Here is a 25,609-nt window from a genome sequence, read left to right as displayed (position 1 = left end):
GGGCGTACGGACCTCCGCGTCGCGCCGCGGAAACGAGCAGGCAGCAGCTTCGTGCCGGCCGTGCGCGGGACGCCCGAGGCGCGGCGGCCCGCAGCCTTCCGAGTCCGGTGATCCACCCCTGCGGCCGAACTGGCGGGGGAAGGGCGGGCCCTCACGCTCCGCGCGGACCGCTCCCGGCCTGATCGGCAAGACACCCCCTAGCCCTTGCTCCATCCGGCCGTGCCGGAGTACGAGTCCAGCAGGTCCACGACGAAGACCAGGGTCGAGCCCGCAGGGATCAACGGCGAGGGCGACTGCTTGCCGTAGCCGAGACGCGGGGGAACGATGATCTCGCGGCGGCCGCCGACCCTCATCCCCTTCACCCCCCGGTCCCAGCCCTTGATGACCCGGCCACCGCCCACGGCGAACTTGAACGGCTCACCCCGGTCCCAGGAGGCGTCGAACTCCTTCCCGGACTCGAAGGTCACCCCGACGTAGTGGACCCTGACCACCATGCCCGGCTTGACCTCGACCCCGTCCCCGACGACCAGGTCCCGGACGGTCAGCTCGGTGGGAGCGGCACCCTCCGGAACCTCGACCTCGGGCTTCGTCAGTTCACTCATCGCACCCTCATACTTTCCAACGGAGGCTCCGCACGGGCCGGCCGGACATGCCGTCCGCCCGGAGGCGTCCGGGTAACTGTTTCTACGGGGGAGAACCTTAGGTGTTCGGAATCATCAGACCGTGCCGTCATCGCCTGGGCGAGGGCTTGCGTACCGAGTGGATGGCGCATCTGTGCGGGCTGTGCCTGGCCCTGCGCAGCGAGTACGGGCAGTTCGCGAGGGTGGCCACCAACTACGACGGCCTGATCGTCTCGGTACTGACCGAAGCGCAGTCGGAGCGCACCGGGGACTGGCGCCGGGGCGCCGGTCCGTGCCCGCTGCGCGGGATGCGGTCGGCGGACGTGGCGCAGGGCGAGGGCGCGCGGCTGGCGGCGACGGTGTCGCTGGTCCTGGCCGCGGCGAAGATGCGGGACCACGCGGCCGATGGGGACGGCCTGGCGGGGCGCCGCCCGGTGGCGCTGGCGGCACGCCGGATCGCCCACCACTGGGACCGTGCGGGCGTCGCCGGCGGCGAACGGATCGGCTTCGACACCGCGCTGCTGCTCGCGGCGGTCGAACGCCAGCCGGAGATCGAGCGGTCGACCGGCCCCGGTGGGTCGCTGCTGACGGTCACGGAGCCCGCGGAGACGGCGACCGCGGCCGCCTTCGCGCACACCGCGGTACTCACGGACCGCCCGGGCAACGCCGAACCGCTGGCGGAAGCCGGCCGCCTGTTCGGCCGGCTGGCGCACCTGCTGGACGCCGTCGAGGACCTGGACGCGGACGAGGCGTCCGGCGCGTGGAACCCGATCGCCGTGACCGGAGCGGACCGCGCCGAGGTGCGCCGGCTCTGCGACGACGCCGTCCACGGCATCCGACTCGCCCTGGCCGAGGCCGTGTTCGTCGACGATCGGCTGGTGCGGGCGCTGCTGGGCGGCGAGTTGGAGCGTGCCGTCGATCGGGTCTTCGACCCTCGGCACCGTCACCATCAGCGCCGCCGCCCGGCGCCGGGCCTCCGCATGGTGCCCTGGCTGGGACGCCGGGGTGCGGAGACGGACACGCCGTCGGGGACCGGCACGGGCGCGGCCTGCGGCGTGGGGGAGCTTGCGGGCGCGGCGCCGGACGGTGGGGTGACGGCGTCGGGCCGGCCGCCGGAGGGACAGTGCCGGCGGTGTCGCGAGCGGGGCCGGCTGTGCGCCGATTGCCAGTTGTGCCGTGCGTGCTGCCGCTGCAACGAGGACGACGGCATGGATGACGGAGAGCCCTTGCAGTTCGGTGACGGCAACCGCAACGGCGGCTCGACCAGGGACGGTTCCGGGAGTGACCGGTCCGGGAACGACGGCTGGTCCGGCGGCCAGGGCGGCGGCAACTCGGGTGGCTCCTCGGGCGGTTGGGGCGGTGGTCAGGGCTCCGGCAGCTCCGGAGGCTCGGGCGGTGGCTCGGGTGACGGCTGCGGTGGTGGTGGCGGTGGCTGCTGCAATCCGTGCAAGTGCTGCTGCGACTGCTGCGACTGAACGACGGATGGGACCCGCCACGATGCCAGTGCCCCACGCAACGCCCGACCCCTCGCCCGCCCGTGTCACCGCCGTGCTGCGGATTCTCGTACTGTCCACGTTCGTCGTCCTCCTCAACGAGACGATCATGGTCAACGCGATCCCGCGGCTCATGCGCGATTTCGAGGTCACCGCAGCCGCAGCGGGATGGCTGTCCACGGCCTTCATGCTCACCATGGCCGTGGTCATCCCGGTGACGGGGTGGTTCCTCCAGCGCGTGACGACCCGGACCGCCTTCAGCCTCGCCATGGCGCTGTTCCTCGCCGGTACGGCTCTGGCCGCGGCCGCGCCCGCCTTCCCCGTGCTGCTGGCCGCCCGGGTCATCCAGGCCAGTGGCACCGCCGTCATGATGCCGCTGCTCATGACGACGCTGATGACCCTCGTGCCCCCGCACGACCGCGGCCGAGTCATGGGCAACATCACCCTCGTCATCTCCGTCGCACCCGCCCTCGGCCCCGCCGTCTCCGGGGTGCTGCTGCAACTGGGCTCGTGGCGACTGCTGTTCCTGGCCGTACTGCCCATCGCCGGAGGCATGGCCGTGTTCGGCCGGCGCAACCTGGTCAACATCGGCGAGCCGCAGGCCGGTCCCATCGACTGGCTGTCCGTCCCCCTGGCGGCGGCGGGCTTCGGCGCCCTGGTCTACGGCCTGAGCGGACTCGGCGCCGAGAACGCGGCCCGGGCCCCGGTGCCCGCGGAGGCCGTCACCTCGGCCGGCGCCGTGCTCGTAGGACTGTTCGTATGGCGACAGCTGGCACTGCAGCGCTCCTCCACCCCGCTGCTGGACCTGCGCGCACTGACGTTCCGTCATTTCTCGGTGGCGCTGGGCCTGATGTGCGTGTCCTTCATGGCCCTCATGGGCACCTTCATCCTGCTGCCGATCTACCTGCAGGAGGTGTGCGGCCTGACCTCACTGCAGACCGGGCTGCTCCTCATCCCCGGCGGCCTGACCATGGGCCTGCTCGGACCACAGGTCGGCAAGCTCTACGACCGACTGGGCGCACCACGGCTGGTCGTACCGGGAGCCGTACTCACGGCCCTTTGCCTCACGCTGTTCGCCTTCACGGGCGAACGGACCTCGCCGTGGCTGGTGCTCGCCCTGCACGTGGCCCTCAGCGCGGGCATGGCGTTCGTCTTCACCCCCGTCTTCACCTCCGGACTGTCCGTACTGCCGCCGCACCTCTACCCCCACGGCTCCGCCATCCTGGGCTCGCTCCAACAGGTCGCGGCCGCCGCGGGCACCGCCCTGGTGATCAGCGTCATGTCGGGGCACGCCGCCACGGCGGCGGCCGAGGGCGCCGACGCCACCGGCGCCCTCGCCACGGGCATCCAATGGGGATTCGGCATCGGCGCCGGGCTCGGCGCACTGGCCGTGCTGGTCGCGCTGCTGATCCGCACCCCGCCCGCTCCGCACCAGCCCGCGGCGGCGCAGGCCCGGGACGAAGACGGCACCGCGACGAGCCAAACGGCCCACACGCCAGGCTGACGCCCCGATGGGTGCGGGGCCAGGGCGGGTTCAGGGAGTGGCGAGCGTGCCGAGCACGTCCTTGGCGCAGGCGATGGCGGCTGCCTCGGCGGTGTCGACGGGAACGTCCTTGCGGGTCAGGCCGGAGTACGTGCTCGCGGAGTATTCGACGGTGACGAGCGCGTTGTTCCGGACCACCGAGAGCTTGGCACGGCCGTAGCCGCTGTAGGAGGTGTAGAGCAGGGTCGCCTTGTCGCCCAGGTCCGGAACGGCCCGGTCGTCGGTGATCTTCGCGCCGGTGGTGGTCGCCATGTTCCGGCTGATGGTCAGGGTCTGCTGGTAGACGCCTTCCGCGAACGGGGACAGTCCTACGCCGATCCGCGCCTCGGCATAGCCGGAGGTCATGCTCGTCCACATCCCGTTCGACGAGGCCTCACCGGCTCTCTGCTCCTGCGCGGTGCAGGTGGCTCCCTTGATGTACCGCTCGACCGTCTCCGGGCGCAGCAGCGCACAGCCGTCGACCAGTTTGGTGTAGGGCGCGGTTTCCGGACCGCCGGTGACGGTTGCCGCAGTGGTCGGTGCGGCGGCCGGTGCCGCCTCGACGAGGTTGGCAGCCAGGCTCAGTGCGAGGGTGATGGCCGCGGCCCCGGCGGCGAGGCCGCCGAGCAGCCAGATCCACCGCTGGGCGGGGCCTACGGGGCGCAGGTCGGCCGGGTTCGGGAGGGCGTGCGGGGTGTCCTCGGTGTCGGCCATCTCGTGGTGAACCTTTCGGAGGCGGGTCAGCTGCTGGGCAGGCGGTAGGCGGTCAGCGTGGTCCCGTAGCCGATCAGGAGGGCCGAGTCCTGGAGCAGGACCCGCGGCTCTCCCGGCTGCCGGGCGAAGGTCTGCTGCCACTTCACGGTGCCTCCGCCGGCGGTGAGCGCCTGCAGGGTGATCCCTCCGGCGGCGGTGGGTGCGGTGAGGAGGACCAGCTTCCCGGCGGAGCCCCGGACGGTGGCGCCGCCTGGGGGCGACTGCCGGATCCAGGCGGTACGCCCGGTGCGCAGGTCGGTGCCGGACGCGCCCCGCGGTCCGCCCAGGACGAGCACCCCCGCGGCCTCGGCGCTCCCGGCGACGGGGCCACTGCGCCTGCCGCTCCAGAGCCGGGTGCCCCGGGCGGGGTCGAAGGCCGCCGTGTCGACGGGGTTGTCCGGGAGCACCGAGGTTCCGGGGGGTATGCAGGTGAGGACGCCTTGGTGGAGGGAGAGTGAGCTCTGGTAGCCGGCCATGGACGCAGTCACGGCGACCTGTGGAAGGCCGCTGGGCCGGCTCCAGACGGTGGCGCCGTCCTGGCCGGCCGCCCTCACCAACCCGATCTGGTTGCGCCCCTGACGATCGAGGGAGCCCACCTCCGGCCGGCTACGGCACGCCGCCCCCGTTCACGGGGCGGGTTCGGACGGCGCAGGGGCGGACGCCCTGCGGCGGATCGCGACGACGGCCGCGTCGTCGCCGAGGTGCGCATGGACGTGGGCCAGCAGGTCGGCCCGGAGATGGCGCAGGAGTTGGTCGGGGGCTTCCGCGGTCCACTGTGGCGCGCGTTCGGTGAACGGGTAGAAGCGTCCGTCGGTGTCGCGTGCCTCGATGACGCCGTCGGTGTAGAGGAGTATCAGGTCGCCGGCCTCGAACGGGAACGTCTGGACGTCGTAGTCGGTGATCCCGAAGGCCCCGCCGAATCCGATCGGAAGGTGGCTGGCCTCGGCCACGAGCGGGATGAGCCGATCTCCGCGGAGGATGAGCGGCGGCGGGTGACCGCAGCTGATGAGGTGGACCACCGGATCGTGGTCGGGGATGTCGAGCAGCACGGCGGTGGCGAAGTCCTCGATGGTGTCCTGCTCCGTCCGCGACCGCCACTGGCCGGTGTCCCAGCGGAACGCGGCGTCCAGGTGGACGGCGAGGCGGGGAAGGGTGGCCTGCCGATGGGCGGCCGCTCGGAAGGCGCCGAGCAGCAGCGCGGAGTTGCTGATGGCGCCCAGACCACTGCCGCGCACATCGCCGAGGAGGATCCGGGTGCTGTGGTGGGCGGTGCGTGCGGCGGCGTACAGGTCTCCGCCCAGCTCGGCCTCCTCCTCGGCGGGGATGTACAAGCCGGCGATCCGCAGCGGCCCGGCGCGCGCGGGCAGCGGCTGCAACAGCACTCTTTGGGCTGCCTCGGCCACCGACCGGACCCGGTGCAGTTGCTGCTCGCGCCGGCCCCGCACCACACAGACGGTGACACAGACGGCCGAGACGACGATCAGGGCAGCGATCTGCGCCTGGATGTTGGCGGTGCCCGAGACCCCCCTGAGCATGCCGATCAGCACCTGGGCCGCTACGGCCAGACCCCCCATCACCGCCGTCGTACGGGCGCCGGCAAACGCCACGGTGATCGCGGGCGCCGCCACGAGCAGCGGTCCGAGGTGGATGTGCGGCGGAGCCAGTACGTCCAGTACGCACACGGTGACGATCAGCCCGAGCGGGATCGCGAGCAGCGCGGGCGCGTGCCCCGGCAGCCAGGAGCGCCGGACGTCCAACCATCCTCGAAGGGCCATGCCCCAAGCCTTCCCTCCGCACCCCAAAGGGGAGGACGTGGCGCTCCGGGAACCGCTGTCCGCGGCTGCGGCAGGACGGTGGCCCGCCCCAGTGTGCTCAGGGTGCGTCGTCGTCGGTCGCGATGGCGGCCGCCCGCAGCGCGGCCACGAGGTGCAGCGCCGCGACGGCCCTACTCCTCGCCACGTCACCCCTCCTCGAAGGCATCGGCGGCCGCTACTTCGCCGACTGCAACGGGACCGGGACCGTCGAGCGCCGCACCGGCAACCTGCACGGCGTCGCCCGCTACGCCCTCGACCCGGACAACGCCCGACGCCTGTGGACGCTCTCCGGGAACCTGCTCGCGGCCGCCGCCGACCAGTCCGGCAGCGGGTGTGCCACGAATCACCTGTAGGGGGACGAGTGGTGTGAGGTGATCACGATGACCGACGAAGAGTTCGAAGAGCTCCTGGACCAGGCACGGGCCGAAGCGCGCAGGATCTTGTTCTCCGCACCGCCCTCCGGCGATGACGCGGAGTACGCCTTCCACACCCAGCACGCGGAATTCGGAGCCCCTGCCCACTGAGGGGCGCCGACCGGCCGCGCACCATGTCCGAGGGCGACCGGCTGGGGCCTGCCGCAGCGCGCGACGAGCACCCGGCGGGACCGTCCTGGGACGGCCGCCCTGCCGAGTGCTCCTGGGAGTGCAGGTGCTGCGGGTCGCGCGGAAGGGTGTTACTTGGGCATCAGGACGGTGTCGACGATGTAGACGTTGGCGTTCGCGGTCTTGACGTTGCCGCAGACGACGTTGGAGGTGTCGTTGACCTTGTAGGTCTCGCCCGAGCCGCTGGTGGTGAGCTTGGTCTTCTCCAGGGTGTCGAAGGAGCCCGACTCCAGCTGCTTCGGCGTCAGCTCCTGGCCGACGACGTGGTACGTGAGGATCTTGGTGAGGGTGGCCTTGTCGGCGAGGACCTTGTCGAGGTCGGCCTTCGGGATCTTGGCGAAGGCGTCGTTGGTCGGCGCGAACACCGTGATGCCCTGAGCGTTGTTCAGGGTGTCGACGAGCCCGGCCTGCTTGACGGCCGCCACCAGGGTGGACAGCGCCGGGTTGTTGGACGCCGCGGTCGCGACTGGGTCCTTGGCCATCCCGTCGAACGAGCCGGCACCATCGGCGGGAACCCCGGCACAGGCCGGTCCGAACGGCTTGTCCCCGGCCATCGACGCGTCCGGCGTCGCGGGCTGCGAGGCGGCCGGAGCTTCGCTGCTCTTGTCCGAAGAGGATCCGGACGCGGAGTCACTTCCGGAGTCGGAGCAGGCGGACAGGGCGAAGGGAAGAACGGCCGCGGCGGCCACGGCGAGAGCGGTACGACGGAAACGAAGCGTGCTGGACATGAGGATCTCCTCGTATGCATCTGGCGATCAAAGGCACATCAGGTCTGGGGGTGGAGCTGCTCCGCGTACGTCCCTCGGCCCGGCCGAGACCAGCCGTCAGTGCCGCGGAGCACTCACACCCGGCATTCGCTGCGCTCCGTCCGGCGGATTGGTCCCGCGTCGACATCAGCGGTTTCCGCTCCCGGAGCGGGCACATGAGGCCCCCGGGTGGCTGGGCGGTGGAAGGCGGCTTCACCCGATCGGATGGCGCCAGAGGTGCGGCGTTGCCGCACCGGAGCAATCCGTACAAAGGTCCGCTACGAAGAACATGCAAGACAAGCGGAGCAACCATGACCGGCCCCCGACCACGGGCCGGTCCTTCTCTCGTCGAAAGAGCGGTTGATGGCACCGAGGCGCGGGCGCGGACGCGGCGACAGAGGCGACAGAAGCGACCGGGTCGACAGAGGCGCCGGACCGCAGCCAGGCTCCCGGCGACTCGGGACGGGACACCGGTGACCCAGCGTCAGCGGTCCGGAGGAACGGACGCGGGCGGACCGCGGCTGGAGGAGGTGATGGAGCGGGTGAGCCACGGCGACAAGGACGCCTTCACCGTCCTGTACGACGCGGTCGCCCCCATGGTCTTCGGCATCGCCGTCAAGGTCGTCCGGGACCGCGCGCAGGCGGAGGAGGTGGCTCAGGAAGCGATGATCGACCTGTGGCGCCAAGCCGCCCGCTACCACCCGGAGCAGGGATCCGTCATGACCTGGGTGGCGACGATCGCCCACCGCAGGGCGGTGGACCGCGTCCGGTCCGCCCAGGCCTCCGCCGACCGCGAGTACGCCAACGCCGTACGCGACCAGGCCAGGCCCTTCGACGAAGTCGCCGAACAGGTCGAAACACGCCTGGACGGCGAACAGGTACGCCGCTGCCTGCGCGGCCTGACCGAACTCCAGCGACAAGCCGTGACCCTGGCCTACTACCAGGGCCTGACCTACCGCGAGGTCGCGGACGCCCTGCACTCCCCGCTTCCGACCATCAAGACCCGAATGCGCGACGGACTGATCCGGCTGCGCGACTGCATGGGGGTGACAACGTGAAACACGACGAAGACCTGCACACCCTCACCGGGGCGTACGCCCTGGACGCGCTCACGGGCAAGGAGTACGAGGCTTTCACCGCGCACCTCGGGCAGTGCCCGGCCTGCGCGCAGGAGGTCACCGAGTTCGCGGCGACCGCCGCACATCTGGCCGCAGCGGCTCAACTGCCCGCGCCCGCCCGCATGAAGCAGGTGGTGGTCCACCGCATCGAAGGCGTCCGTCAGCTGCCACCGCGCATCCGGCCCGCCGCCCCGGCCCGGCTCACCGCCGTCCTGACGCGCAGGGCCGGCCCGTTCGTCGTCGCCGCCGGTATCGCCCTCGCCGCTACCTTCGGCGGACTCGCCGTCTGGCAGCACCAGCAGACCGAACAGGCCCGTGCCCAGGCCCGGCTCACCAACGAGCAGGCCCAGGAGCTGGCGGCCGTCATGACCGCCCCCGACGCCAGGACCGTGCACGGACGCACCACCACCGGCGCCGCCACCACCGTGGTCACCTCGGCGCTGCGCGACAAGGCCGTCTTCGTCAGCGCCGGCCTGCCGACCCCGCCGGCCGGCAAGACGTACCAGCTGTGGTTCGACGACAACGGCACCATGCGCCCCGCCGGCCTCCTCCCCAGCGACGGCGCCACCGTCATGCAAGGCGACCGGGGCAGTGCCCGCGCGGTCGGTCTCACCCTCGAACCGGCCGGCGGCTCCCCGCAGCCCACCACGAGCCCCCTGCTCCAGCTGACGCTCCCCGCCTGACCGACGGCGTGGCACCGTTCGGCCGGATGCAGGGAAGTGCCCACCCCTTCGGGGGAACAGGCTGGCTCGGGCCAAGCCGTCTGAGCTTCCCCGGCGAAGTAGGGGCGCGCGGGTCTGAGCGCAAAGGTGCGGCGCGGGGTCGGTGGGCCCTATCGCCGCTGCTGATGGCTCATGGGCGCGTGGTCCGACCGAGTGGTCACCCCACCTGTATGGCCCTTCAACCGCCGTGCCGGTGTGTGCGGTGGGCCGGGGGTCCGCAGTCGAGAGGAACAGCTTTGAAGTCCAACTCCGCACGGCCTCGTTCGCGTCGTGTGCTCAACCAGTCCCTGCTTGTCCTGGGCGCCGGCGCGCTGGCGACCGGCCTCGCCGCCTTCACTCTGGCCCCCGGGGTCAGTTCGGCGTCCAGCCACCGTGAGGCGCCGCTGATCGCGGGCGACCCTCGGGCGGACAACACCGACGTGTACGCGTACACCAGCCTCGACCGCCCCGACTCGGTCACGCTCCTCGCGAACTGGATCCCGTTCGAAGAACCGAACGGCGGCCCGAACTTCTACGCGTTCGGCGACGACCTCCGCTACAACATCAAGATCGACAACAACGGTGACGGCGACTCCGACATCACCTACACCTGGCGGTTCCGCAGCAGCTACCGCGACGACGCCAACCAGTTCCTGTACAACACCGGTCAGGTCACCTCGCTGAACGACCCGGACCTGAACTTCCGGCAGGTCTACGACCTCGTCGTCACCACCGGCGGCAAGTCCACCGTGCTCCTGTCCGGCGTGCCCGCCGCTCCCTCCCGCGTGGGCCCGGCGTCGATGCCCGACTACGCCGCCCTGCGCAACCAGGCCGTCCGCAACGTCCCCGGCGGCGGGCAGACCTTCGCGGGCCAGGCCGAGGACCCGTTCTTCGCGGACCTGCGCGTGTTCGACCTCCTCTACGGCGGAAACCTGTCCGAGCGCGGCCAGGACACCCTCGCGGGCTACAACGTCAACTCCGTCGCCCTGCAGATCCCCAAGAAGGCGCTGGCGCTGAAGGGCAACCCCGGCCGCAACCCGGTCATCGGCGTGTGGTCGACCACCGACCGCCAGGGCGTGCAGGTGTCCGACTCCCGCGACAAGCACGGCGACAAGTGGAAGCAGGTCTCGCGCCTGGGCAACCCCCTGGTCAACGAGGTCGTCGTCCCGCTCAAGTACAAGGACGCCTTCAACACCCTCAACCCGGACCAGGACCGCACCGTCCAGCCCGTCGTGGACAAGGTCCTGGACCCGATCCTGCCCAAGCTCATCCAGCAGGTCTACGGCATCCCCGCCCCGGCCGCCCCGCGCAGGGACCTGTTCGAGATCTACCTGACGGGCATCTGCAAGGCGTGCGGGCCCATCCAGGCCGACCTCAACGCGCACCGCCTGAACAAGGACGCGAACCTCAAGAAGATCGTGCCCGCGGAGGAACTGCGCCTGAACATGGCCGTGCCGCCCACCACCAGTCCCAACCGGTACGGCGTCCTCGCCGGCGACCTGGCCGGCTTCCCCAACGGCCGCCGCCTGACCGACGACGTCATCGACATCTCCCTCCAGGCCGTCGAAGGCGCCGCCCAGACCGGCCGGCTCGTCCCGGCCCTCGCCGGAGGCGACCAGGTCGACACCAACGAGGTCCCCTTCGGCACCTCGTTCCCGTACCTGGCGCTCCCGCACACCAAGTCCGTCAACAGCGGCCCGAACGCACCCGAGAAGCGGTAGATGGAACGCCGCAGCCCTCGGCGGAACCGCACTGACCCACCACACTCCGGCTGACTCGACACACTCCGGGCGGGACCTGAGGCCGGTCCTCCTTTCCCGCCCGGAGCCCCCACCCGTCACCCGTCACTTCTCACCTTCACCGGGGAGGACCCCGTGCACCGGCCCGAAGAGAACCCCGCCCCCGCGATCCGGCACCGCAGACACCTGCGCAACACCGCGATCGCCGTCGCCCTGGGCGCGGTCATGTTCACCGTCGGCGCCGTAGCCCTCTCCCCGAACGGTCCGGGCCCACGGGAGAGCTCCACCACGGCGTCGGCCACCTCCGCACAAACGCGCGGCATCGAGGGACTGCGCGCACGCGTGAAACGCCTGCCGAAAGATCCCGTCAGCTGGGCGGACCTCGGCCTGGCCCTGGTCCAGCAGGCCCGCACCACCGCCGACCAGAGCACCTACGCGCAGGCGGAAGGCGCCCTGCGCCGCTCGCTCGCCCTCCAGCCGGCCGAGAACCTCCACGCCGAGATCGGGATGGGCGCCCTCGCCGCGGCCCGCCACCGATTCCGGGACGCACTGACCTGGGCCCGCAAGGCTGTCGCCACCAGCCCGGCCACCCCCGCCTCCTACGGGGTCCTCGCCGACGCCCACACCCAGCTCGGCCAGTACGAGGAAGCGGAGAACGCCGTCCAGAAGATGGCCGACCTCCGCCCCGACAGCGCCTCCCTCGCCCGGGCCTCCTACGTTTTCGAACTCCGCGGAGAAACCGCCCGGGCCAAGACCCTGATGGCACGCGCACTGCGGGCGGCCGGCACCCCGGGCGAACGCGCCTTCGCCCACACGCACCTGTCCTCCCTCGCCCTGGAGAGCGGTGATGCGGCGGCCGCGGAACGCCAGGCGCAGGCCGGACTGGCCATCACCCCCCGCGATGCGGGCCTCCTGGAGGCCCGGGCCAAAGCCCGCGCAGCCCAGGGTGAGACCGGACAGGCGGTCGCCGACTACACCGCCGCCATCGCCGCGGCCCCCCTGCCGCAGTACCTGCTCGGACTCGGCGAACTCCAGCAGTCCCACGGCAACCGGGAGCAGGCCGAAGCCCAGTACGCGGTCCTGCGCGCCCAGGAGACGCTCCGCCGCGCGACCGGCGCACCCGCCGACGTCGACGCGATCCTCTTCGAGGCCGACCACGGCGACCCCCGGCAAGCGGTGACCATGGCCGAAGCGGCCGTACGGGAGCGGCCGTTCATCGCGGTCCACGACGCCTACGCCTGGGCCCTGCACCGCGCCGGCCGCGACGAGGAGGCCCTCGCCGAAGCGGAGCGGGCTCTCACGCTGGGGACGCGCAGCGCGCTCTTCCGCTACCACCGCGGGGCCATCCACCAGGCCCTCGGCGACACCACGGCCGCGCTGCACGACCTCGAGCAGGCACTGGCCATCGACCCCTCCTTCCACCCGCTGCACGCCCCCGCGGCGCGCGCAGCGATCCGGCGAATCGACGGCACCCCATGACCCCTCGCAACCGTCGGCGCCCGACCGCCGCACCGCTCGCGGCCGTACGGCTGACCCCGCTCGCGGCCGCGCTGTTCACCCCGCTCGCGTTGATCGCCGCCGCGCACCCGGCCGCCGCGCATCCCTTGGGCAACTTCACCGTCAACTACGCCACCCACCTCACCCTGCGCCCCCATGCGGTCGAGGCCGAGATCGTGGTCGACCGCGCCGAGATCGCCGCCGCACAGGAGCGTCCGCTCATCGACCGGGACCGCGACGGGATCATCACGGCCGTCGAACGGGGCGGGTACGCGGACCGGGCATGTGCCACCCTGGCCGGGCAACTGGCCGCCGACGCGGGCGGCATGAGAGTCCAATGGAACCGGCGCGCCGCCACGCTGGCCTTCCATCCGGGCGAGGCCGGGCTCGAGACGAGCCGGCTGACCTGCCGGATCCAGGCCGACGCGGACCTCGTCCCGCCGTCCACCGTCCGGGCCGTCACCCACTACGACACCCGGCGCATCGGCTGGCGCGAGATCACCGCCAGCGGCGAAGGCCTCACTGTCACGGGCTCCACCGTCCCGGCCGTCTCGTCCACCGGCGGGCTGCGCCACTACCCGCAGGACCCGCTCGCCGCCCCGCTCGACCAGCGCAGTGCCGAACTGCGGACAGCCCCGGGGGAGGGGCCCGCAGCCCGGATCGTGCCGCCCGGCCTGCCCGGTGCGGGACCCGTCACGGCCGTACTCGACAAGGTCGCGGCCCTCTTCGACAGCCTCGTCGGCAGCCGCGAACTGACCGTGCCGGTCGGCCTCCTCGCCCTGCTCCTCGCCGTGGTCCTCGGGGCCTCGCACGCCGCGTTGCCCGGCCACGGCAAGACGATCATGGCCGCCTACCTGGCCGGCCGCCGTGGCACCCCGCGCGACGCCGTCACCGTCGGCGCCACCGTCACCCTCACCCACACAGCCGGCGTCCTCACGCTCGGCCTCGTCCTCCCGCTCGCCACCCACCTCGCCGGGGAAACCGTCCTGGCCTGGCTCGGCCTGGCCAGCGGCCTCCTCGTCACCGCCATCGGCCTGCGCCTCCTGCAATCCGCCCTGCGCGGCCGCGGCCGGCAGCACGGCCACGGACACCACCACGGCGGCCACACCCACGCCCACGTGCATGCCGGCCACCGTCACGATCAGGGCCACGGCCAGACGGACGAGCCGGCGCCCACGCTGCCGCCCTCACGCCGGGCACCCGAGGCCACGGCGGCCGACACCACCGTCCTGACCAGAACGGCACCGCCGTCCGGCCGTCACCACCACCATCACCACGACGACACGGGCCACCACCGTCACGACCACGACCACGACCAGGAGCCGGCCGGGCGACGGCGCCGGGTCCTGATCGGAGTCGGCATCGCCGGCGGCCTCGTCCCCAGCCCCTCGGCGCTCGTCGTGCTCCTGGGCGCCGTCGCCCTCGGCCGTACGGCCTTCGGAATTCTCCTCGTCATCGGCTACGGCCTCGGCATGGCCGCCACCCTCACCCTCGCCGGCCTCCTCCTCGTACGGCTGGGCGACCGCATGGCCGCCCACGCCTCCGGGAAGGCCTCCACCTGGCTGACAGGGCTCCGGCGCATCGGACCTGCCACCACCTCCGCGCTCGTCCTGATCGTCGGGATCGGCCTCACCGCCCGAGCCGTCACCGGTCTGTGAGGGGTCGCCCACGCCCACCACCCCGCCGCCCGCATTGGGATGATGCACACCAATCCGGAGTGTTCGTGCCGACGAATCAACGGGTGGAGGCGTGAGCATCCGCTGCTCACGGCGTCGGGTCCCATCCGACCCTGGGGCGCAGAGGTGCGGGGGCAGGAAGGGAAGTGTTGCGATGACCGGACGAATGATCGGGCGCGGCCTCGCCGCCGTAGTCCTGGCCGCTGCTTTCGGTGTGGCGGGCGTGGGTGCGGCGGGAGCCGCCCCTCAGTCCCACCACCATGATCACGGGGTGTCGGGGACCGTGACCTCCCGGATGGAGCTCAACGTCCGCCAGCACCCGTGGACCCACTCCCACGTGGTGTGGAGCCTGTCCCCGGGAAGCCACGTCAAGCTGGCCTGCCAGCAGGGCGGCTGGTACCACCTCGCCGACAAGTCCGGCTGGGTCGACGCCCGCTACGTCCACGCGCACGAATGGGTGCGCTACTGCTGACCGGACCCGCGGGCCGGGACCGTCTGCTGCTGTCGTGACTCCTCCCGGCCTCCCGGCCTCCCGGAGCTGTGGAGCGGGGCCCGTACCCAGGTGCGGGCCCCGCTTTCGCGGGGAGCGGCACGGTCCGCCCGTATCCCCTTTACGGGCCTGCATCCAAGATCACCCGCTCGGGCCCGCCCGCACTCTGCGCGATGGGCAGGCCGTTTCCGAGGATCGCGCCGACGGCCTCCGCCATGACGCGGTGCCACCGGCGGGCGTCGCGGATCATCGAATGGCCGCCGTGGGGCATGCGGATCCCCTGGACCAGTGCCCCCGCGCTCCGGGCACGTGTGAGACAGGCCCAGGTGTCCGCCGCGCTGGTGACTCGGTCGGCCTCGTCGTGAAGGGCGATGACGGTACGGCCGTGCAGGTGGCCGGTGGGTTCTGCGGCGGGCCACCAGGGTGCGAGGGCGACTACCCCCTTGACCTGCGGGTCTGCCGCCGCACGCAGCGCGGCGCGGCCGCCCATGGAGTGGCCGACGAGGATGACGGGAACCGGGCCCGTCAGGGCACGGAGTTCGGCCAGGGCCCGCCGGGCATCGGCTACGGGATGCGCGTGCTCTCCGTTCCAGCCGCGGTACCGGTAGCGGACATGGGCGACGAGGACGTCGTCATCGAACGTCTCCCGGAGCAGCGCACCGGCGAAGGGCCGCATCCGCAACGCGGGCAGGTTCGCGCGGGGTGGCGGTCGCAGCCCGTTCGCGCGTCCGCCGTGGAGCAGGAGTACGGCTGCGGCGGCCTCGCGCGGCAGACGGTGGCGGAAGACCGGCGCCAGGGCCGGGACCGGTTCCGCCGCGGTGTCGCGCAGGTGTTTCACCGGGTGCCTGCCCGTGACGGCCGGCCCTCGCGCGCGTACCGGGCGGCCGGGACGGACGGTACGGACGAGGTGGCGGGCATCCCCGAGGTTCCCTCCCGGGTGGGCCGGATCGCGAGGAACTGGTCGACTCCCATGCGGCGTTCGGCGAAGGCGAGGGACGCCCCGGCCAGGTAGAGCCGCCAGATGCGACCGGTGGTCTCGCCGACGACGTCCTCGATGTCTCCCCACCGTTCTTCGAGGTTGGCACGCCAGGTGTCGATGGTCCGGGTGTAGTGCTCACGGAGGGACTCGACGGAGCGGACCTCCAGACCGGCAGCCTCCAACAGGTCCGCGGTGCGGCCCAAGGGGCGCATGTGCATATCGGGAGCGATGTACGTCTCGATGAAGCGGCCGCCGCCGGGGGCGTGTGCTCCGCGGGACATCTGCTGGATGAGGAGCCTCCCTTCCGGGCGCAGGGCCGCCCGCAGCATCCCGGCGAACTCCGGGTACTCGGCGTCCCCGACATGCTCGCCCATTTCCACCGCGGCGGCAGCGTCGTACCCTCCGCCGTCGACGTGCCGCCAGTGCCGCAGCTGGACGTCCACCAGATCGGCCACGCCCTCGCGGGCCGCCCGGGCGGTGACGAACTCCCGCTGCGCCTCGGACAGGGTGACCGCGGTGACCCTCGCCCCGTGTTCCCGGGCCGCGTGGACGGAGAGGGAGCCCCAGCCGCAGCCGACGTCCAGGAGCCGGTCGCCGGCGCGCAGCCCGAGCTTGCCGCAGATCAGCTCCAGTTTGTCGGCCTGAGCCTCGGCCAGGCCGTACGAAGCGTCCGCGGGGCGGGTCCAGTAGGCGCAGGAGTACGCCATCGTCGTGTCGAGCAGCAGGGCGTAGAACGCGTTGGACAGGTCGTAGTGGTGGCTGATCGCGGCGCGGTCCCGGGAGGCGCTGTGCGGACGGCCGTTCAGCCGGGCGCGACCGTCCGGGCGGTGCGGGGGCGGGCCGGCGGCGCCCAGTCCGGCGGCGAGCACGGTGGCCGAGGCCAGTGCGGCCGGGCCCGGCCGCCGGATCCCCTGGTCGCGAACCGACCGGCCGGCCTTGCCCAGGGCTTGGGCCAGGTCACCGTGGACGTCGAGGTCCCCGGTGACGTACGCCTCGGCGATCCCGAGCTCGTTCGGCTGCCACAGCAGGCGGCGCAGGGCTTCGGGGCCGCGCAGGGCGACCAGGGGCGCGTCCGCGGGGCCGGCCTCGCTGCCGTCCCAGGCACGCAGCCGGACCGGTGGCGGTCCGGCGAGGAAGTGGCTGAGGAGGTCGACCAGACGGTCGGCTGCGGGCCTCATAGGATGGTCCCTTCCACGAGGAGAACCTGTCGGACGTCGATGCGCCGGAAACGGGACCCGGCCTCGCGCGAGGAACCGAAGACGGCCGCCGGAGCCGGCCGGCGCCCGCCACTCGGCACGCCGCCCTACTCGGCGGCATCACCCGGACTTCGTAGCGGACGACCGCGGGGATTGGCCGCTGCGGCCACTGGCCGTCGAAGGTGCCCAGCCGTTGCGTCAACCCGTCACATCATCCCAATCTTCACCTCTTTAGGGTGAGTTGACCGGTCCGACCCTCTCCCCGTCGCGAACTTGCGCTGGATGCGCGAGCGCGGTGGGTGCGTGCGCGCCGTATGTGAAGGAGAGATGGGGCGTGATGGGCGCAAGCCGTATCGATGACAGGCTGTTGGGACAGCTGACCGAGAAGTCGCAGGACCTGAACAGCACCGCCATGCGTATGACGGGCTCCGCGCTCGGCGAGGTCGACGTCCGGGTGTCGCGCGAGGACGTCATGGCGCTGCAGACCGCGGCCTCGCTGGAGAACCTTGCCGTCGACGTGTACCGCAAGGCCGCCGGCCTGCCGTTCATCAAGAACGGCAACAAGACCGTGGCCGCCTTCATCGCCACCACCATCAGCCAGCACAGCGCACACGCGCGGGCGTTCAACGCGGCGGCGACCCAGGCCGGAGGGAAGGCGCAGACGGCGCCGAACGCGAAGTACGCGGCGATCGTGAAGAAGGCCCTGCCCGGGATCAAGGGGCCGGCCGATGTGGTGGCGTTGGCGATCACGTTGGAGGACGTCGCCGCGCAGACCTACACGAAGAACGCCGGCGGGGTCCGCGACGCACGGCTGCGGTCGCTGTTCGCCTCGATCGCGCCGGTCGAGGCCCAGCACCGGGCGGTGCTCCTCGCGGTCCAAGCCCTCCTGGGCGCCGGAAAGCCGGAGCTGATCGCCCTGCCCACGAAGGTCGCGGCGCTGCCGGCCGCGGCCGGGTCGGTCGCCTTCCCCGAGGGCTTCTATCCCGTCAAGAACGCTTCCCCGATCGCTGAAGGAGCCGTCAAGTGAGCGCCGCGAGGAGCACGTGGGAGCCGGGGATCGGTGAGGGCGAGCTGATCCGGCTGACGAAGGGAATGCAGGAGGCGCACATGGAGACGCTGCCCGCCCTGCACGAGGGAGCGGCCGAACTCGTCGAGGAGATCGGCCGGGAGGACGCGGGCCGGCGCTGCTTCCTCGCGGGCGCGGGCATCGCGGCAGCGGCCGCCGCCTTCGCCCTGGTCTCCGCTACGGGATCCGGGAAGGCGTTCGGCGCCGGCACGGCCCCGGGGCGGCGGGCCGTGGCTCCGAGCCCCTACCAGGGGGACCTGAAGGTGGTGGCCCTTGCGGCAGCGCTGGAGAACCAGGCCGTGGGCGCCTACGGTGCCGCGCTGAAGGCGGCGGACGCGGGCAAGCTCGGCAAGGTGCCGCCCGCCGTGGGCACCTTCGCGAAGACCGCCATGGACCAGCACGCGGCGCACGCCAAGGCCTGGAACGCGGTCCTGACCGGCGCGGGCCGCCCCGCGATCACCGGGGTACCGCTGTCGAACCAGCCCGCCACTGTCAAAGCCCTGGGCCGGGCCAAGGACGTCGGCGCCGTCGCCCGCCTCGCCCTGGCCCTGGAGGACCAGGCCGCGCAGACCTACCTGTTCGCCGTCGGCCACGTCAGCAGCCCGGCCGGCATCGGGACCGCCGCGAGCATCGCCCCCGTTGAGGCGATGCACGCAGCGATCCTGCACTTCGTCCTCGGCGAGTACCCCGTCCCGGACGCCTTCCTCCAGACGGACAAGGCCGCCGAGCCCGCCCTCCTCACCATCTGACCCACGCACGACCCGGGCGCCGCGCCCGCTCCGCCGTCGCGGCGCCCCTTCCCCGATGACCGCGTACGCCTCCACGTACGCGGGCCGTCCGGCGCCCTTGCTCCGCCATCCCGTGAAGGACCGATTCGTCATGCCCAAGCACAGCTCCGCCCCCGTCCCGCTCCCGGTCGCGCTGCGTTCCGTCGCGGCCCGGGCCGCGTGCGCCGCAGTCGCCTTGGCCGGCGTGTTCCTGACTCCCGCCGGCGCCCGGTCGGCACCCGCTCAGGCCGCTCCGACCGCCCGCATCGTGATCAAGGACTTCGGATTCAGTCCCGCGTCCCTCACCGTGGCGCCCGGCACCGTGGTCACCGTGGTCAACAGGGACAACGCCCCGCACACCCTCACCGGAACCGGCCGCGCCACCTTCGACACCGGAAGGGTCAAGGCCGGCCGCAGCGCCACTTTCACGGCGCCCCGCGCCCGCGGCCAGTACGCGTACATCTGCGACATCCACCAGTTCATGTCCGGCAGCCTCACCGTCCGCTGACTCCGGAAAGCAGCCATGCCTCATCTTTCGCGCCCCGGGGACGACCACCTGCTGGGCCTGTTCCGCATCGCCACCGGCTTCCTCCTTGCCTGCCACGGCGCCGCCAAGCTCTCCGGTTTCTTCGGAGACGACCCGGTACCGGTGGGCCTGTGGCCCTACTGGTGGGCCGGCCTCATCGAACTCGGCGGCGGCGCCCTCGTGGCCACCGGCCTGCTCACCCGCCCCGCCGCACTGCTGTGCTCCGGCACCATGGCCTACGCCTACTTCACCGAACACCAGCCCCATGGGCTGCTGCCCTTGCAGAACGACGGCGAGAGCGCCGCCCTGTACTGCTGGGCCTTCCTCACCCTCGCCGTTCTCGCACCCACCGCGCTCTCCCTCCCGGCGGCCCGGCGCCACCTCATCGCGGCCCGGGGGACGAAGGCGCCACTGTCCGGTCCGGCCGGCGCCTAGGCCGTCTCTTTCGGATCTTGCCGGGCCCGCGACGCCCGGCAAGATCCGAAAGAGACGGCCTAGCCCGACAAGCGGACTATGGCGCCGTCAGGGTGGTCCTCACGTACCCGGCCCGTCCGGGTGGCCGTCCGCTGCGAACCCCGACCGGATCCCGCGCCCATTCCGGACGGGACGACACCTCAGTTGGGGAGCACCATGCGCACGCGCAAGAGCACCATCGCCGTCTCGGTCGCCATCGCAGCGGCCCTCTCCGCGCCCGTCCTGGCCTCCGCCGACGGCGCGGACCCGCACGGCATGGACGGCATGGACCGCACGTCGCTGACCGCGATCGGGCTGACTTCCGACCAGCGCCTGGTGGAGTTCATGGTCGACCGGCCGTCGAAGACGATGTCGATCGGCAAGGTGGCCGGCCTCATGGGCGACACCAAGATCGTCGGCATCGACTTCCGCGTCCAGAACGAGAAGCTCTACGGCGTCGGCGACAAGGGCGGCGTCTACACCCTCAACACGCACAACGCCAAGGCCGCGAAGGTCTCCCAGCTCACCGTCGCCCTCTCCGGAGCCCGGTTCGGCGTGGACTTCAACCCCGCCGCCAACCGGCTGCGCGTCATCAGCGACACCGGCCAGAACCTGCGGCACAACATCGACGACAACGCGGCCCCGCTGACCACCACCGTCGACGGGCCCCTCACCAACCCGACGACGCCTCCCTCGACCGCCCTGGGCGTCACCGGCGCCGCGTACACGAACAACGACCTCAACGCGGCCACCGCGACCACTCTGTTCGACATCGACACCAAGGCCGACCGGGTCTCCCTCCAGTCGCCCGCCAACGCCGGGACGCTCGCCCCGACCGGAAACCTCGGCGTCGACGCCGGCCCCGACGCGGGCTTCGATATCTACTTCGCCCCCAAGCAGGGCACCAACCAGGGCTTCGCCGCCCTCAACACCGGCAGCGCTTTCCGCCTGTACGGGATCAACCTCCTCACCGGAGCCGCCCATGACCTGGGAGCCTTCCCCAAGGACCGCCAGATCACCGACCTCGCCCTGCCGCTGAACCAGGGCTGACACGGTCCGGGCAGGGGTGGGCGGCTCTGTCGAGCCGTCCACCCCTGCCCGTTTCCCTCCCGGAGCCCGCGTTCTCACTTCGGGGTGAGGACGGTGTCGATGATGTTGACGGTCGCGTTGGCGGTCTGGACGTCACCGCAGATGATCTTCGCCTTGCCGTTGACGGTGAAGCTCTCGCCGGATCCTGCCGTGGTCAGGGAGCCGCCTTCGAGGGTCTTGAAGTCGCCCATGGCGAGTTGCTCGGGAGTGATCTTCTCGCCCACCACGTGGTACGTGAGGATCTTGGTGAGTTCGGCCTTGTCGGCCAGGATCTTGTCCAGGTCGGCCTTCGGGATCTTGGCGAAGGCGTCATTGGTCGGCGCGAACACGGTGATGCCCTTGGCATTGTTCAGCGTGTCGACGAGGCCGGCCTTCTTGACGGCCGTGACCAGCGTCGACAGCGCGGGGTTGTTCGACGCCGCGGTGGCCACCGGGTCCGTGGCCATGCCCGCGAGACTGCCGGAGCCCTCCTTGGGCACCGAGGCGCAGGCGGGCCCGAAGGGATCGGCCTGCGGCGAGTCGGCGAACGCCGGGGCCGCCACGCCCAGGGCGATGGGGAGTGCGAACGCTGCTGCCGCGAGTGCGGCGGAGCGGCGGACGGTGTGGATGCTCATGTGTTCCTCCTGGTGGAGGCGGGACCCATGGTCTGCCCCGTCCCTGGGCCCGCTCGTTCCCCTCACCCTTGATTCGGAGCCGAACGCTGGGGTGATTGGTGCATAAAGCTACGAAAGCGGCATCGAGGGTGCCCTCGTCGGGCGGCTGGGTCGGCTGCCGGGCCGTCCGCCCCGTCCGCCCCGTCCGCCCCGTCCGCTCCGTCGCCCTTCCGGCGGTACCTGTCACAGCGGGGCCCGGTGCCGCCTCGTAGGCTGCTGCCATGACTGAGACCCGCACGCCCCGCGACGCCTTTGACCTGCTGATAGCCGGCAATCAGCGCTTCGTCTTCGGCACCCCCGAGCACCCCAACCAGGACTCGACCCGCCGCACCGAGATCGCACCGTCCCAGCAGCCCTTCGCCGTGGTCTTCGGGTGCTCCGACTCGCGGCTGGCCGCCGAGATCATCTTCGACCGCGGCCTGGGCGACCTGTTCGTGGTACGCACCGCTGGGCATGTCGCCGGTACCGAAGTGCTCGGTTCCATCGAGTTCGGTGTGAGCGTTCTCGACGCGCCGCTGGTTGTCGTCCTGGGCCACGACTCGTGCGGAGCCGTCGCCGCGGCCTGCTCCGCACTGGAGGACGGGCGGACGCCGGGCGGTTTCGTCCGCGACGTCGTCGAACGGGTGACCCCGAGCGTGCTGGCAGCCCGCGCCGCCGGCCGCGATACGGCCGAGGAGATCCTGGCCGAGCACATCGAGAACACGGTGGACCTGCTCCTGGAGCGCTCCCGGGTGCTGGCCGAGCGGGTCGCCGACGGCCGCCTCGGCGTGCTGGGCCTGTCCTACCGGCTGGCCGACGGTAGTGCGCAGCTCGTCGCCGCCCGCGGCCTCGACGCGGCGCTCCCCACCGCGTCCTGAGCGTCCCGGCCGCAGCCGCTCACCTGGAGGGCCGGGGCCCCGCAGCCCGGCGAAGCCGGTTGGCGATCGCCAGCCCCAGCCCCTCCTCCGGCGGCAGGGACGCGATGATGAGGTCGCACTCCTGCTGATCGAGCGCGCGCAGGTATCCGTACAAGCCCTGCGCGTAGGCGTCCATCGAATCGGGGACGCTCACCACGGCATGTGCCTTGACCGCGGCGTCGGCGAGGGAGGCGGGCAGGAAGACGCCGACCTTGTGCCCCAGTCCCTGCGCGAGCTCGGCTTCGGCCGCCACTTCCTCCGGCTCGACCAGGACGACCCGGGCACGCGGCGCGTAGTGCGACGGGTGCTGGCCCGGTACCCGGACCCGACTCGTCGAGGGCACCGTGATCGAGCGTCCGAGTACCGCTTCGAGGTCCTCGCGCGTCACACCGCCGGGCCGCAGGATGCTCGGGATCTCACCCGTGACGTCGACGATGGTCGACTCGACGCCGACCGCGCACGAGCCTCCGTCCAGCACGAAGTCGACGGAATCACCGAGCTCCGCGCGGACGTGGGACGCGGTGGTGGGGCTGACCGAGCCGAACCGGTTGGCGGACGGAGCGGTGACGCCGCCACCGAAGGCCGAGAGCAACGCGAGGGCGACGGGGTGATCGGGCACGCGCACGGCCACCGTCTCGAGCCCACCCGTCGCTTCCAAGGGCACCCGGTGCCCGCGCCGCAGGACCAGGGTCAGCGGCCCCGGCCAGAAATGTTCGGCCAGCAGACGCGCCGTTGCGGGCACGGTCTCGACCCAGTCGTCCAGATCCTCCGCGGCGGCGATGTGGACGATCAGCGGGTGAGAGGGCGGACGCCCCTTCACATGGAAGGTGCGCGCGATGGCGGCGGGGTCCTCGGCGTTCGCGCCGAGACCGTAGACGGTCTCGGTCGGAAGGGCCACCAGACCGCCCGCACGCAGCACCTCGGCCGCCTGCTCAATGTCGCTGGTCTTCGCCGTCACCATCGCAGCACTCCACTGTCCGCTCTCACGTCCATGGCTCGCCGGCACAGGACGACGAGACCACGCACACCTTACGGACCCCATCATGCCGGGGCCTCCCGCGGGAGGCCCCGTGCCTCTAGAAGAAGCCGAGCTTCTTCGGGGAGTAGGACACCAGGAGATTCTTCGTCTGCTGGTGGTACATGGCTCGTACCCCTGCTGACCAGCCGTAACTAGCGCAGATGGTTCGGGCGGCGAGGTGCTGGTCCGGAACTGGTCCGGATCCTGGTCTCGCCCGAAGCGTCGACAACACGGACCACGATCCGCAGCCCCGGTCGGCCGGGGCCCTGAGGCAAACCCCGCTGACGGGCCCGCAGTTCCGGCAGCCGACGCCCGCTGGCGTGTGCCACGGCGCGGGGCGATCCCCGTGACGGATGGCACCAACGAGGCAGTCCAGGGCGGGGAGCGTGGGACTGAGGTCATGACCGGGAGTGCAGAGGCCGCTGACCGCCGGTCACTGCAAGCCGGAGGCCTTGAAGACCGTGTGGGCCGTCTTGCGGTCGATGGGCTCTGCCAGCTGGCGCAGGGCGGGTCGCGCCGCGCGGCAGAGTGCCGCTGGATCGATGCGCGGGTGTCCGTGTCGAGGTGGTGCACGCGTCGTGACCTCCGTCGTGGTGGCGGGTGTGGTGTTCTGAGGCCGGGTCGACCGGTTCACCGATGCCCCCATACGGATTCAGTTGTGCTGAACACCTTGCTCAGCGCCATGCGGCACGTTGCGTCGTTCAGCGCGTGACGACTGGTGCCGCCCCGTCCGCTCACGCATCGGTCACGCGTTCGGTGGTGCTGGCCTGGGCTCTCGTACCCAGCGGCTTGCTTTCGGCACCGTGCAGGAGTTCCCCCCGCATCGTCGCCCCTGCGGAACTCCAAGGTCTTGCTGAGAAGCGGGGGACTCCGGATCGTGCGTGCCGATGGTTCTAACGCCCATCTACTGACCGAGGTGGAGGATGCCGTGGCCCGCCTTCAGCGGTACTGGACGGACGGCACGTGATGCCGGTCGGAGTTCGCAACGTAGGCGTCCTGCCAGGTCCTCCCCGGTACCGGAGGTTTCCAGGACTAGCCTCCGCATCATGCTGCGTATCGCCGACACTCGCACCGGCCTGTTCGTGGAGATTCCTTCCGCACACCGGCACCTGCTGCGCATTTGCGTCCACCTGCCGGTCATCGACACGGGGATCGGTATGGCGCATCTGCGGGCGCCTCTGGTCGGCGACGTACTGGCGCGCGCCGCGGAGTTGCATGGCCTGCAGTCCCTCACGGCCCTCACGACGCCGGACCTCCCGCATGAGCAGACCCAGGCGCTCGATCGGGCCATGGATGCTCTCGGTATCCACCCGCCCGCCACCATCGGTGTTCACCAGCTGACCGAGACGTTCTGCGCGGCTGCCGACGTGCACGTCCTCCCGTACGACGCCGTCCTGCTGGACGCGGCCGGCGGAGTCCGGATCGAGGTGGGTCCGGTCAGCCCGCCGCCCCCGGAAGGATTCGCCCCGGCGGGGACCGATCCGCTGGCTGTGAGGATGCTGTTGCTCGGCCATGCCTACGGCTTGCCGGTCACGGTCACCAGCTCCGCGCTCGCCGAGGCCCGGAGGACGCTGACGCACTGGCGGCAGCAGGTGGCCGAATGGGCGCAGCAGCCGTCCAGGCCGATTCCTGCCGACGAACTGCGGCAGGCTCGGGCCGTTCTCGCCGACGATCTCGGCGTCCCCGCCGTCCTGGACATGTTGGCCGGCGTGGCGACACGCGCGCAGGTGCCGGCCGGTGCCAAGTTCGAGACGTTCGCCTTTCTCGACCGCGTCCTCGGGCTGGACCTCGTACGCGAGGTCGGCCACCAGCACCGGGCGACGCCATGACTCCAGGCACTCCGACGCCTGCTCGTCCCGCCGCACGCCAAATCCGCCTGGCCGCGCGCGGCCCACCGCCGGGGCTGAAGGACCGCTCAGCCGCGTTCTTCCTCCTCGGTCTCCGTGCGCCGGATACCCGCGTGCGTGAGGGTGACCATCGCGGAGGTGTTGCCCGGCTCCCAGTCGACCGTGATCAAGCCCTCGCCTGCCAGGTAGGTGCAGGCGGCGGCAAGATCCTGCTCCGGCACGTGGAGGTCCTGCCGTAGTTGCGCTCCGGTGACGCCGAGGAGGCGGTTGTCTTCGACGGCTTCGTACAGGACCCGGAGCACCTGATCGCGATAGGTCTTACGTTCGTGCGGGGTGGCCATGACCGCG

The 25,609-nt window shown here is 71.9% G+C and carries 27 protein-coding genes; 17 read left to right on the top strand and 10 right to left on the bottom strand.

Going from position 1 to position 25,609, the window contains the following annotated elements:
• Positions 1-197 precede the first annotated feature (197 nt).
• Positions 198-602 carry an FKBP-type peptidyl-prolyl cis-trans isomerase gene (locus tag OG435_RS07540; RefSeq protein WP_323187796.1) on the bottom strand — a complete coding sequence of 135 codons (405 nt, stop codon included), beginning with the start codon at positions 600-602 and terminating at the stop codon, positions 198-200.
• Between the two features lie 101 nt (positions 603-703).
• Here OG435_RS07540 and OG435_RS07535 point away from each other — a divergent pair, with 101 nt between their 5' ends.
• Positions 704-2,095 (top strand): DUF5685 family protein, encoded by a 1,392-nt coding sequence (locus tag OG435_RS07535; RefSeq protein WP_266876046.1) that lies wholly within the window; start codon positions 704-706, stop codon positions 2,093-2,095.
• Positions 2,096-2,117: 22 nt separating this feature from the next.
• Positions 2,118-3,617, top strand: a complete 1,500-nt coding sequence (locus OG435_RS07530; protein ID WP_266876045.1) for a DHA2 family efflux MFS transporter permease subunit — start codon at positions 2,118-2,120, stop codon at positions 3,615-3,617.
• A 30-nt stretch (positions 3,618-3,647) separates the two neighbouring features.
• Here the strand turns inward: OG435_RS07530 and OG435_RS07525 are convergent, their stop codons facing one another.
• The 3 genes from OG435_RS07525 to OG435_RS07515 all read right to left on the bottom strand — a co-directional run bounded on the left by OG435_RS07525 (position 3,648) and on the right by OG435_RS07515 (position 6,163).
• The gene (locus tag OG435_RS07525) at positions 3,648-4,349 is read right to left on the bottom strand and encodes a hypothetical protein (protein ID WP_266876044.1); all 702 of its coding nucleotides are present in this window, start codon (positions 4,347-4,349) and stop codon (positions 3,648-3,650) included.
• A gap of 26 nt (positions 4,350-4,375) precedes the next feature.
• Complete coding sequence (locus OG435_RS07520; protein ID WP_266881561.1) at positions 4,376-4,942, bottom strand: PQQ-binding-like beta-propeller repeat protein; 567 nt, start codon at positions 4,940-4,942, stop codon at positions 4,376-4,378.
• Positions 4,943-5,014: 72 nt separating this feature from the next.
• Positions 5,015-6,163: a PP2C family protein-serine/threonine phosphatase gene (locus OG435_RS07515; RefSeq protein WP_266876043.1), complete on the bottom strand. Its 1,149-nt coding sequence runs from the start codon at positions 6,161-6,163 to the stop codon at positions 5,015-5,017.
• A 122-nt stretch (positions 6,164-6,285) separates the two neighbouring features.
• On the opposite strand from OG435_RS07515, the gene OG435_RS07510 reads away from it, so the two are divergent.
• Together OG435_RS07510 and OG435_RS07505 are read left to right on the top strand one after the other, a co-directional pair.
• The gene (locus OG435_RS07510; RefSeq protein ID WP_430625596.1) at positions 6,286-6,555 is read left to right on the top strand and encodes a short-chain dehydrogenase; all 270 of its coding nucleotides are present in this window, start codon (positions 6,286-6,288) and stop codon (positions 6,553-6,555) included.
• A 27-nt stretch (positions 6,556-6,582) separates the two neighbouring features.
• Positions 6,583-6,726: a hypothetical protein gene (locus OG435_RS07505; protein WP_266876042.1), complete on the top strand. Its 144-nt coding sequence runs from the start codon at positions 6,583-6,585 to the stop codon at positions 6,724-6,726.
• Positions 6,727-6,875: 149 nt separating this feature from the next.
• On the opposite strand, the gene OG435_RS07500 is transcribed toward OG435_RS07505, so the two are convergent.
• Complete coding sequence (locus OG435_RS07500; protein WP_266876041.1) at positions 6,876-7,532, bottom strand: fasciclin domain-containing protein; 657 nt, start codon at positions 7,530-7,532, stop codon at positions 6,876-6,878.
• A 491-nt stretch (positions 7,533-8,023) separates the two neighbouring features.
• Here OG435_RS07500 and sigK point away from each other — a divergent pair, with 491 nt between their 5' ends.
• From sigK to OG435_RS07470, 6 genes are all read left to right on the top strand, one after another.
• Positions 8,024-8,608, top strand: coding sequence for an ECF RNA polymerase sigma factor SigK (sigK, locus tag OG435_RS07495; RefSeq protein WP_430625595.1), 585 nt, complete (start codon positions 8,024-8,026; stop codon positions 8,606-8,608).
• The gene (locus tag OG435_RS07490; RefSeq protein WP_266876040.1) at positions 8,605-9,351 is read left to right on the top strand and encodes an anti-sigma factor; all 747 of its coding nucleotides are present in this window, start codon (positions 8,605-8,607) and stop codon (positions 9,349-9,351) included. The genes sigK and OG435_RS07490 overlap by 4 nt, the downstream gene beginning before the upstream one ends.
• 275 nt (positions 9,352-9,626) lie before the next feature.
• Positions 9,627-11,090: a DUF4331 domain-containing protein gene (locus tag OG435_RS07485; protein WP_266876039.1), complete on the top strand. Its 1,464-nt coding sequence runs from the start codon at positions 9,627-9,629 to the stop codon at positions 11,088-11,090.
• A gap of 153 nt (positions 11,091-11,243) precedes the next feature.
• The gene (locus OG435_RS07480; protein ID WP_266876038.1) at positions 11,244-12,587 is read left to right on the top strand and encodes a tetratricopeptide repeat protein; all 1,344 of its coding nucleotides are present in this window, start codon (positions 11,244-11,246) and stop codon (positions 12,585-12,587) included.
• Positions 12,584-14,263 (top strand): nickel transporter, encoded by a 1,680-nt coding sequence (locus OG435_RS07475; RefSeq protein ID WP_266876037.1) that lies wholly within the window; start codon positions 12,584-12,586, stop codon positions 14,261-14,263. Before OG435_RS07480 ends, OG435_RS07475 begins: the two co-directional genes overlap by 4 nt.
• 172 nt (positions 14,264-14,435) lie before the next feature.
• Positions 14,436-14,753, top strand: a complete 318-nt coding sequence (locus OG435_RS07470) for an SH3 domain-containing protein (RefSeq protein WP_266876036.1) — start codon at positions 14,436-14,438, stop codon at positions 14,751-14,753.
• 139 nt (positions 14,754-14,892) lie between these two features.
• On the opposite strand, the gene OG435_RS07465 is transcribed toward OG435_RS07470, so the two are convergent.
• Positions 14,893-15,600 (bottom strand): alpha/beta fold hydrolase, encoded by a 708-nt coding sequence (locus OG435_RS07465; protein ID WP_430625743.1) that lies wholly within the window; start codon positions 15,598-15,600, stop codon positions 14,893-14,895.
• A 5-nt stretch (positions 15,601-15,605) separates the two neighbouring features.
• Positions 15,606-16,928, bottom strand: a complete 1,323-nt coding sequence (locus OG435_RS07460) for an SAM-dependent methyltransferase (protein WP_266876034.1) — start codon at positions 16,926-16,928, stop codon at positions 15,606-15,608.
• Positions 16,929-17,283: 355 nt separating this feature from the next.
• Between OG435_RS07460 and OG435_RS07455 the strand changes: the two genes are divergently transcribed.
• The 5 genes from OG435_RS07455 to OG435_RS07435 all read left to right on the top strand — a co-directional run bounded on the left by OG435_RS07455 (position 17,284) and on the right by OG435_RS07435 (position 20,808).
• Positions 17,284-17,973, top strand: a complete 690-nt coding sequence (locus tag OG435_RS07455) for a ferritin-like domain-containing protein (protein ID WP_266876033.1) — start codon at positions 17,284-17,286, stop codon at positions 17,971-17,973.
• Positions 17,970-18,761, top strand: coding sequence for a ferritin-like domain-containing protein (locus OG435_RS07450; protein ID WP_266876032.1), 792 nt, complete (start codon positions 17,970-17,972; stop codon positions 18,759-18,761). The genes OG435_RS07455 and OG435_RS07450 overlap by 4 nt, the downstream gene beginning before the upstream one ends.
• A gap of 130 nt (positions 18,762-18,891) precedes the next feature.
• Entirely contained in the window at positions 18,892-19,287 is a 396-nt protein-coding gene (locus OG435_RS07445; RefSeq protein ID WP_266876031.1) for a cupredoxin domain-containing protein, read from the top strand.
• Between the two features lie 15 nt (positions 19,288-19,302).
• Positions 19,303-19,740: a DoxX family protein gene (locus OG435_RS07440; RefSeq protein ID WP_266876030.1), complete on the top strand. Its 438-nt coding sequence runs from the start codon at positions 19,303-19,305 to the stop codon at positions 19,738-19,740.
• A gap of 195 nt (positions 19,741-19,935) precedes the next feature.
• Positions 19,936-20,808: a DUF4394 domain-containing protein gene (locus OG435_RS07435; protein WP_266876029.1), complete on the top strand. Its 873-nt coding sequence runs from the start codon at positions 19,936-19,938 to the stop codon at positions 20,806-20,808.
• A gap of 74 nt (positions 20,809-20,882) precedes the next feature.
• Here OG435_RS07435 and OG435_RS07430 read toward each other — a convergent pair whose 3' ends face one another.
• Positions 20,883-21,461 carry a fasciclin domain-containing protein gene (locus OG435_RS07430; protein WP_266876028.1) on the bottom strand — a complete coding sequence of 193 codons (579 nt, stop codon included), beginning with the start codon at positions 21,459-21,461 and terminating at the stop codon, positions 20,883-20,885.
• Between the two features lie 260 nt (positions 21,462-21,721).
• Between OG435_RS07430 and OG435_RS07425 the strand changes: the two genes are divergently transcribed.
• Positions 21,722-22,357 (top strand): carbonic anhydrase, encoded by a 636-nt coding sequence (locus tag OG435_RS07425; protein WP_266876027.1) that lies wholly within the window; start codon positions 21,722-21,724, stop codon positions 22,355-22,357.
• Positions 22,358-22,376: 19 nt separating this feature from the next.
• Here OG435_RS07425 and OG435_RS07420 read toward each other — a convergent pair whose 3' ends face one another.
• Positions 22,377-23,357, bottom strand: coding sequence for an L-threonylcarbamoyladenylate synthase (locus OG435_RS07420; RefSeq protein ID WP_266876026.1), 981 nt, complete (start codon positions 23,355-23,357; stop codon positions 22,377-22,379).
• A 1,103-nt stretch (positions 23,358-24,460) separates the two neighbouring features.
• Between OG435_RS07420 and OG435_RS07415 the strand changes: the two genes are divergently transcribed.
• On the top strand, positions 24,461-25,243 hold the full coding sequence (locus OG435_RS07415; RefSeq protein ID WP_266876025.1) for a hypothetical protein: 783 nt from the start codon (positions 24,461-24,463) through the stop codon (positions 25,241-25,243).
• A gap of 86 nt (positions 25,244-25,329) precedes the next feature.
• Here OG435_RS07415 and OG435_RS07410 read toward each other — a convergent pair whose 3' ends face one another.
• The gene (locus tag OG435_RS07410; RefSeq protein ID WP_266876024.1) at positions 25,330-25,602 is read right to left on the bottom strand and encodes a hypothetical protein; all 273 of its coding nucleotides are present in this window, start codon (positions 25,600-25,602) and stop codon (positions 25,330-25,332) included.
• Between the last annotated feature and the right edge of the window lie 7 nt (positions 25,603-25,609).

It is taken from the genome of Streptomyces sp. NBC_01264, from assembly GCF_026340675.1.
Taxonomy (GTDB): Bacteria; Actinomycetota; Actinomycetes; order Streptomycetales; family Streptomycetaceae; genus Streptomyces.
Note: the sequence above shows the minus strand (reverse complement) of the source record. Positions and strands in the feature narration are given on the sequence as shown.

Coding starts and splice junctions, on each gene's coding strand:
- OG435_RS07510 (WP_430625596.1), top strand. CDS start 6,286: ATGGCGGCCGCCCGCAGCGCGGCCACGAGGTGCAGCGCCGCGACGGCC.
- OG435_RS07420 (WP_266876026.1), bottom strand. CDS start 23,357: ATGGTGACGGCGAAGACCAGCGACATTGAGCAGGCGGCCGAGGTGCTG.
- OG435_RS07530 (WP_266876045.1), top strand. CDS start 2,118: ATGCCAGTGCCCCACGCAACGCCCGACCCCTCGCCCGCCCGTGTCACC.
- OG435_RS07435 (WP_266876029.1), top strand. CDS start 19,936: ATGCGCACGCGCAAGAGCACCATCGCCGTCTCGGTCGCCATCGCAGCG.
- OG435_RS07440 (WP_266876030.1), top strand. CDS start 19,303: ATGCCTCATCTTTCGCGCCCCGGGGACGACCACCTGCTGGGCCTGTTC.
- OG435_RS07475 (WP_266876037.1), top strand. CDS start 12,584: ATGACCCCTCGCAACCGTCGGCGCCCGACCGCCGCACCGCTCGCGGCC.
- OG435_RS07455 (WP_266876033.1), top strand. CDS start 17,284: ATGGGCGCAAGCCGTATCGATGACAGGCTGTTGGGACAGCTGACCGAG.
- OG435_RS07515 (WP_266876043.1), bottom strand. CDS start 6,163: ATGGCCCTTCGAGGATGGTTGGACGTCCGGCGCTCCTGGCTGCCGGGG.
- OG435_RS07415 (WP_266876025.1), top strand. CDS start 24,461: ATGCTGCGTATCGCCGACACTCGCACCGGCCTGTTCGTGGAGATTCCT.
- OG435_RS07445 (WP_266876031.1), top strand. CDS start 18,892: ATGCCCAAGCACAGCTCCGCCCCCGTCCCGCTCCCGGTCGCGCTGCGT.
- OG435_RS07525 (WP_266876044.1), bottom strand. CDS start 4,349: ATGGCCGACACCGAGGACACCCCGCACGCCCTCCCGAACCCGGCCGAC.
- OG435_RS07460 (WP_266876034.1), bottom strand. CDS start 16,928: ATGAGGCCCGCAGCCGACCGTCTGGTCGACCTCCTCAGCCACTTCCTC.
- OG435_RS07425 (WP_266876027.1), top strand. CDS start 21,722: ATGACTGAGACCCGCACGCCCCGCGACGCCTTTGACCTGCTGATAGCC.
- OG435_RS07470 (WP_266876036.1), top strand. CDS start 14,436: ATGACCGGACGAATGATCGGGCGCGGCCTCGCCGCCGTAGTCCTGGCC.
- OG435_RS07540 (WP_323187796.1), bottom strand. CDS start 602: ATGAGTGAACTGACGAAGCCCGAGGTCGAGGTTCCGGAGGGTGCCGCT.
- OG435_RS07410 (WP_266876024.1), bottom strand. CDS start 25,602: ATGGCCACCCCGCACGAACGTAAGACCTATCGCGATCAGGTGCTCCGG.
- OG435_RS07505 (WP_266876042.1), top strand. CDS start 6,583: ATGACCGACGAAGAGTTCGAAGAGCTCCTGGACCAGGCACGGGCCGAA.
- OG435_RS07430 (WP_266876028.1), bottom strand. CDS start 21,461: ATGAGCATCCACACCGTCCGCCGCTCCGCCGCACTCGCGGCAGCAGCG.
- OG435_RS07500 (WP_266876041.1), bottom strand. CDS start 7,532: ATGTCCAGCACGCTTCGTTTCCGTCGTACCGCTCTCGCCGTGGCCGCC.